This is a genomic window from Clostridium sp. ZBS2 (genome assembly GCF_023845855.1).
GTDB lineage: Bacteria > Bacillota > Clostridia > Clostridiales > Clostridiaceae > Clostridium > Clostridium aquiflavi.
Map to the genome: position 1 here is coordinate 1 of NZ_JAMQIF010000051.1, position 314 is coordinate 314.

1 rRNA gene is annotated in these 314 nt (G+C 34.1%); it reads right to left on the bottom strand.

Features of this window, described 5'->3' with window-relative positions:
- A 23S ribosomal RNA gene (locus tag NG918_RS16515) occupies nucleotides 1-170 on the bottom strand; the annotation flags it as partial.
- Nucleotides 171-314: the final 144 nt, after the last annotated feature.

The window sequence follows — 314 nt, forward strand, 5'->3', positions numbered from 1 at the left end:
AAGCTATGTATTCACTTTACAATACATGGGGTTTCCCATGTGAGTTTCCTCATTCGGAAATCTTCGGATCTCTGACTATGTGCGTCTACCCGAAGCTTATCGCAGCTTATCGCGTCCTTCATCGGCTCCTGATGCCAAGGCATTCACCATGCGCCCTTTGTAGCTTGACCTATTAATCTAATTTTAACAATTAATGAATAGTTCTTATTTAAATACAAAGAATAATTCTTGGCTTGTTGTATTATATACAATATACTTGTTTATTAAATCTTATTATTTCGTCATTTTCATAATTTTTTTTCATTCACGTATAA